The sequence below is a fragment of the Celerinatantimonas sediminis genome, from assembly GCF_046054195.1.
Lineage (GTDB): Bacteria > Pseudomonadota > Gammaproteobacteria > Enterobacterales > Celerinatantimonadaceae > Celerinatantimonas.
Genome location: NZ_JBEQCS010000036.1, coordinates 1 through 6016 on the forward strand (window position 1 = coordinate 1; position 6016 = coordinate 6016).

Consider the following 6016-nt stretch of genomic DNA (forward strand, 5'->3'; position numbering starts at 1 on the left):
GGCTAATAAATACCGAAAAATTCTTCACTAAATTCACTATAATTTTTAGTTGGCTTAATATTATTTTCTTTTATATATTTATCAACATCCCGTTTTATTTCTAACTTTTTATCTTTTGATAAATTTTTTATCCACCCCTCAAAAAATGGATCAACTCGATTTCCGCTTTCTCCCAAATACTTACCTAAGAGACCATAAAAATATGCTTTTTCGTAATCATCGCTCACCTTGTAATACGTAAACATATAAAATGTTGCTTTCGAAAACCCATGAATAACAGAACGTTTCATATACTTAATGAAATTAGAACTATATTTTTTGTAAGAAAAAGCGGCATTATATTCAGCTGCACCATTTCCTTTTTCAGCAACTTCCTTTATATACTTATATTTATCCGTAACATTTGTATGTAGAATTTTAAAAGCGGCATAATCAGAACCATGAGAAAAAGCATCGATCGCCCTATTTGCGTATAATTTTTCACTTAATATCGGAATATATTTTGTATACCAAGGTCGGTCACGTAACAGTAATGCAAGTTCAGCATTACCGTCACCTTGCTCAGCTTGTTTTTTCCAAGTAGCCAAGGCTTTATCCAGCCATTTGGAATCACAAGGCCAGCCAAACATCCCACAAGGTGACTCGTTATTACTTGGATCAAGACGGTTCATTGCCCAAGGATCGCCTTTTTTAGCTGCTTGTAACATAATTCGTCCTGCGGCGAACGCCTTTTCCCCTCGCTGTAAAAACATCGCGTTGGCTTGCCAATAACGCGCGTGTACATCGCCTTTATCGGCCTGCTCGGCAAAAATCTTTTCTGCTTTGGCAAATTCATGATGGCTTAGCGCATCAAGCCCATCATGGATAGCTAGCTTAGCTTGTAGTGGAAAACTAATCGCAAGGCACAATAGGGAAATTATTTTAAAGTATCGAGATCGCATGAATGTTTTTAATAAGCAGATAGGAAATATGTATCCCCTGATTATTAAAAATTAAAAGTCCATTACATCAAACGGGATGGAAAATTCATCATAGTAGTGATATGGGGTGTGGGTGCGAACAAATTCCTTTGCTTTTTGGGTGAATACAATTTGCTTAGCCTTAGCAACTTTTGTCGACAAACTAAATTCTTTAGGAGCATTTTTCCCAAAGTCGTCAGACACATCATCTCCATATAAAATAGTTATTTTTCCATAGTAATATGCTTTGTCAAAATCCTTTTTGTATTCAAACATACCTTGTATATATACCTCAAATAAAAACTTTATAAATCCCATATCGCCTGACTGAATAGCTATATTCTTATATTTATTCATCAAGTTAACATTATTTTTTTCTTTATAGTATATGGCTAGTTTCGAATATGCTGGAATAAATTTATTTTTGGCCGCCTGTATCAAGTATTGTAAGTTAGCTGATTTATTATGATTAAATAAATAAATGGCGGCGCCTTGATAACCTTGGCGAAAGGCTTTGAGCGCCATTTTATTAAGCCTCTCTTGCCCCATACCGGGGATCCATCTCGTAAACCGATACCAATAAGTGTTTTCTTTATGGAACATTAAGGAGAACGTAGCCTTACCATTGCCTTGCTTTGATAATTTCTCCCAGCCTTCTACGGCCTTACTTTTCCATTTGGAATTACACGGCCAGACGGTACAAAGCGAGAGCCCATTATCGGGATCCAGACGCCCCATAGCCCATGGGTTACCCATTTGGGCAGCCTTGAGTAGAATTCTCCCAGCATCTAGTCGTTTCATACCGCCCTCTAATTGATAGGTATTTCCTAGCCAATACATGGCATGGGCATCGCCTTTATCGGCCTGCTCGGCAAAAATCTTTTCTGCTTTGGCAAATTCATGATGGCTTAGCGCATCTAGCCCATCATGGATAGCGGGCTTGGCTTGTAGTGGGAAACTCATAGCAAAGCACAATAGAGCAGTTATTTTTAAGTATCGATATTGCATGAATGTTTTTAATAAACAGATAGGAAATGTGTATCCCTTGACTACTACCAATTAAAACCTCATTGCATAAAATGGGAAAGAAAACTCATCATAATAGTGATATGGGGGGTGGGCGCGAACAAATTCTTTTGCTTTTTGGGTGAATATAATTTGCTTATCTTTTGCGACCTTTGTCGATAAACTAAAGTCTTTAGAAGACTTATCTGCTCTAAAAAATCCAGATACATCTTCACCATAGAATGATGATATTTTGCCATAGTAATAAGCCTTATCAATATTTCTATCGTAACCATTCCCCCCATTTAAATATGTATGAAATAATACGCTTATGAAGGTAGTCTCTCCTGATTGCAAAGCCTTTTTCTGAAGCATTTCTGATAGTTTAATATTATCAGATTTTCTATAATATACAGATAATACTCGATAAGCAGGAATAAATCCCTTTTGGGCAGCTTGTATAATATATTTGAAGTCATGGGTTTTAGAATACCTAGCTAAATAAAATGATGCACCTAGATACCCTTGGTGAAAAGCTTTAAGAGCCATTTTATTAAGCCTCTCTTGCCCCATACCAGGGATCCATTTTGTAACATTATACCAAAAGGTTCTTTCCTTGCGTAAAACGAGAGCAAATGTCGCTTTACCATTCCCTTCTTTTGATTGTTTCTCCCAAATTGCTGCAGCCTCACTGTCCCATTTTGAATCACATGGCCAGACAGTACAAAGAGAATATGGATTTTTAGTATAAAGGCGATACATCGCCCAAGGATCACCCATCTTTGCAGCTTTCAACAGAATTCGCCCTGCATCCAGTCGTTTCATACTGCCCTCTAATTGATAGGTATTGCCTAGCCAATACATGGCATGGGCATTCCCTTGTTCTCCAAGCTTTTGAAACACCTGTTCAGCTTTTTGGTAATGGTGATGCCACAGGGCATCAAGCCCATCATGGATGGCGAGCTTGGCTTGTAGCGGGAAACTCATAACAAAGCACAATAGAGCAGTTATTTTTAAACATTGATATTGCATGAATGTTTTTAATAAACAGATAGGAAATGTGTATCCCTTGACTACTACCAATTAAAAGTCCATTACATCAAACGGGAAGGAATACTCATCATAATAATGATAAGGCGGATGGGTATGAACAAATTCTTTTGCTTTCTTTGTTAACAAGAATTTTTTTTCATGAGCAACTTTATCCTCTAATCTATATCTCTTGGCCCCATTTCTATTAAAATAGATAGATAAGTCTTCACCATACAACGAAGAAACTTTGCCATAGTAATACGCTTTATCAAAATCTTTTTTATAACCGCCCAATCCATCAATGTAAGAAACAAATAGATATCTTATAAATTTTATATCACCTAGGTTAATAGACAGGTCTTTGTATTTATTCATCAGTTTAAAATTTTTCCGAGACTCATAATATGCAGATATAATTCTTTTGGCAGGGATAAAACCATTTTTAGAAGATTGTATAAGGTATTTTAAATACTTAGACTTATCATGATTAAATAAATAGACTGCTGCACCTTGATAACCTTGTTCAAAGGCTTTGAGCGCCATCTTGTTGAGCTTCTCTTGACCCATGCCTGGGATCCATCTGGTAAACCGATACCAGTATGTATCTTCTTTATGAAACATTAAGGCAAATGTCGCTTTACCATTGCCTTGCTTTGATAATTTCTCCCAGCCTTCTACGGCCTTACTTTTCCATTTGGAATTACACGGCCAGATGGTACAAAGCGAGAGCCCATTATCAGGATCTAGACGACTCATTGCCCAAGGATCACCCATTTGGGCAGCCTTGAGTAGAATTCTCCCAGCATCCAACCGTTTTATGCCCCCTTCTAACTGGTAGGTATTCCCCAACCAATACATAGCATGGGCATTTCCTTGTTCTCCAAGCTTTTGAAACACCTGTTCAGCTTTTTGGTAGTGATGATGCTGAAGAGCATCAAGCCCATCATGGATAGCAAGCTTGGCTTGTAGCGGGAAACTAATAGCAAAGCACAATAAAACGGTTATTTTTAAGTATCGATATTGCATGAATGTTTTTAATAAATAGATAGGAAATATGTATCCCTTGACTACTACCAATTAAAAGTCCATCCCATCAAATGGGAAAGAAAATTCGTCGTAATAGTGGTAAGGAGGATGAGCACTAACAAATTCCTTTGCTTTTTTTATAAATAATTTTTTCTGTATATCTGTAAATTTGGCATCCAATCTATATTCCTTTAATCCAGTTTTTTTAAAAAAAACATCAACATCTTTCCCATAGAGAGAAAGAATTTTTCCATAGAAATATGCTTTTTTAAAATCTTTCTTATATCCATCCAACCCTTGTGAATACACTTCAAACAAATAATTTATAAAGTTTCTATCACCATATTGGAGAGCAATATTTTTATATTTCTCCATTAACTTAATGTTATGATGATCTTTATAATATATTGCCAATCGGCTATACGAAGGAATAAAATCATAACCTGAAGATTTAATTAAATAGTGTAAATAATCAGACTTAATATTATTAGCTAAATAAAATGATGCACCTTGATAACCTTGGCGAAAGGCTTTGAGCGCCATTTTATTTAGCCTCTCTTGCCCCATACCAGGGAGCCATTTTGTGACATTATACCAAAAGGTTCTGTCTTTACGTAATGCGAGGGCAAATGTTGCCTTTCCGTTGCCTTGTTTGGATTGTCTTTCCCAGATTTCTACAGCCTTACTATCCCATCTGGAACTACAGGGCCAAACGGTGCAAAGTGAATACGGGTTTTTAGTGTAAAGACGATACATCGCCCAGGGATCTCCCATCTTTGCGGCTTTCAACAGAATTCGCCCGGCATCTAGTCGTTTCATGCCACCTTCCAACTGATAGGTATTGCCTAACCAATACATGGCATGGGCATCACCTTTATCCGCCTGCTCGGCAAAAATCTTTTCTGCTTTGGCAAATTCATGATGGCTTAACGCATCTAAGCCAGCATCAACAGAAGCACAAGCTCGGAAGGGAATTAATAAGATGAAGAGAAGATACGCAGATATAAAAAGGAATGGGATTACAGCTCCTTTCTCATTCTTAATAAAATTAAACATTAAAATAGCGGCTAATAAATACCAAAGAACTCTTCACTAAATTCACTATAGTTTTTGGTTGGTTTAATATTATTTTTTTCTACATATTGTTTTACTTCTGATTTTATCTGATCTCTTTTATCTTTTATAATGTTTTTTATCCACGGTTCATAAAAAGGATCTATATTGGTTTTACTACCTCCAATATAAGTTCCCAACACACCATAAAAATACGCTTCGCTATAATTCCCATTTAATTTATCAGTAATCAAAGCATATAATGCGGCTTTGCTATAACCACATCTAGCAGATTTTTTCATCCAATCTAAGTAATCTTCGCTATTGTCATCAAAATGAACACCATAATCAAACATCGCCTCACAATTTCCTTTGTTAGCAACTTGTTTTATGTATTCATACTTTTTCTTTACTGAAAAACCTGGAATTCTTAATGCTGCGTAATCAGAACCATTCAAAAATGCATCAGCTATCCTACTGGCGTACATTTTTTGACTCAGAACAGGTATATAAGTGAGATACCAAGGCCGATCACGCAATAGAAGTGCAAGTTCCGCATTACCATCACCTTGCTTCGCTTGCTTTTTCCAAATTGCTAATGCTTTATCCAGCCATTTAGAATCACATGGCCAACCAAACATCCCACAAGGTGATTCATTATTACTTGGATCAAGACGGTTCATCGCCCACGGGTCGCCTTTTTTAGCCGCTTGCAACATAATTTGACCTGCAGCAAACGCCTTTTTCCCTCGCTGCAGAAACATCGCGTTGGCTTGCCAATAACGCGCGTGTACATCACCTTTATCGGCCTGATCGGCAAAAATCTTTTCTGCTTTAGCAAATTCATGATGGTTTAGCGCATCTAGCCCATCATGGATGGAAGGCATTGCCTGGAGCGGAAAACTCATGGCAATGCATAATAAGATAACTATGGATAAGTA

Annotated in this window: 6 protein-coding genes; all 6 read right to left on the reverse strand. The window is 37.0% G+C overall.

The annotated features are described in order from the left end of the window. Positions 1 to 2 precede the first annotated feature (2 nt). Positions 3 to 941 carry a hypothetical protein gene (locus ABTQ23_RS21045; RefSeq protein WP_408617727.1) on the reverse strand — a complete coding sequence of 313 codons (939 nt, stop codon included), beginning with the start codon at positions 939 to 941 and terminating at the stop codon, positions 3 to 5. 51 nt (positions 942 to 992) lie between these two features. After that, positions 993 to 1922 carry an SEL1-like repeat protein gene (locus ABTQ23_RS21050; protein WP_408617728.1) on the reverse strand — a complete coding sequence of 310 codons (930 nt, stop codon included), beginning with the start codon at positions 1920 to 1922 and terminating at the stop codon, positions 993 to 995. A 96-nt stretch (positions 1923 to 2018) separates the two neighbouring features. Next, positions 2019 to 2951 (reverse strand): SEL1-like repeat protein, encoded by a 933-nt coding sequence (locus ABTQ23_RS21055; RefSeq protein WP_408617729.1) that lies wholly within the window; start codon positions 2949 to 2951, stop codon positions 2019 to 2021. Positions 2952 to 3047: 96 nt separating this feature from the next. Next, positions 3048 to 4022 (reverse strand): SEL1-like repeat protein, encoded by a 975-nt coding sequence (locus tag ABTQ23_RS21060; protein WP_408617730.1) that lies wholly within the window; start codon positions 4020 to 4022, stop codon positions 3048 to 3050. A gap of 51 nt (positions 4023 to 4073) precedes the next feature. Further along, complete coding sequence (locus ABTQ23_RS21065) at positions 4074 to 5078, reverse strand: SEL1-like repeat protein (RefSeq protein ID WP_408617731.1); 1005 nt, start codon at positions 5076 to 5078, stop codon at positions 4074 to 4076. Positions 5079 to 5089: 11 nt separating this feature from the next. After that, a partial coding sequence (locus ABTQ23_RS21070; protein ID WP_408617732.1) for a hypothetical protein occupies positions 5090 to 6016 on the reverse strand: 927 nt, incomplete at its 5' end.

Coding starts and splice junctions, on each gene's coding strand:
- ABTQ23_RS21045 (WP_408617727.1), bottom strand. CDS start 941: ATGCGATCTCGATACTTTAAAATAATTTCCCTATTGTGCCTTGCGATT.
- ABTQ23_RS21050 (WP_408617728.1), bottom strand. CDS start 1,922: ATGAGTTTCCCACTACAAGCCAAGCCCGCTATCCATGATGGGCTAGAT.
- ABTQ23_RS21055 (WP_408617729.1), bottom strand. CDS start 2,951: ATGAGTTTCCCGCTACAAGCCAAGCTCGCCATCCATGATGGGCTTGAT.
- ABTQ23_RS21060 (WP_408617730.1), bottom strand. CDS start 4,022: ATGCAATATCGATACTTAAAAATAACCGTTTTATTGTGCTTTGCTATT.
- ABTQ23_RS21065 (WP_408617731.1), bottom strand. CDS start 5,078: ATGTTTAATTTTATTAAGAATGAGAAAGGAGCTGTAATCCCATTCCTT.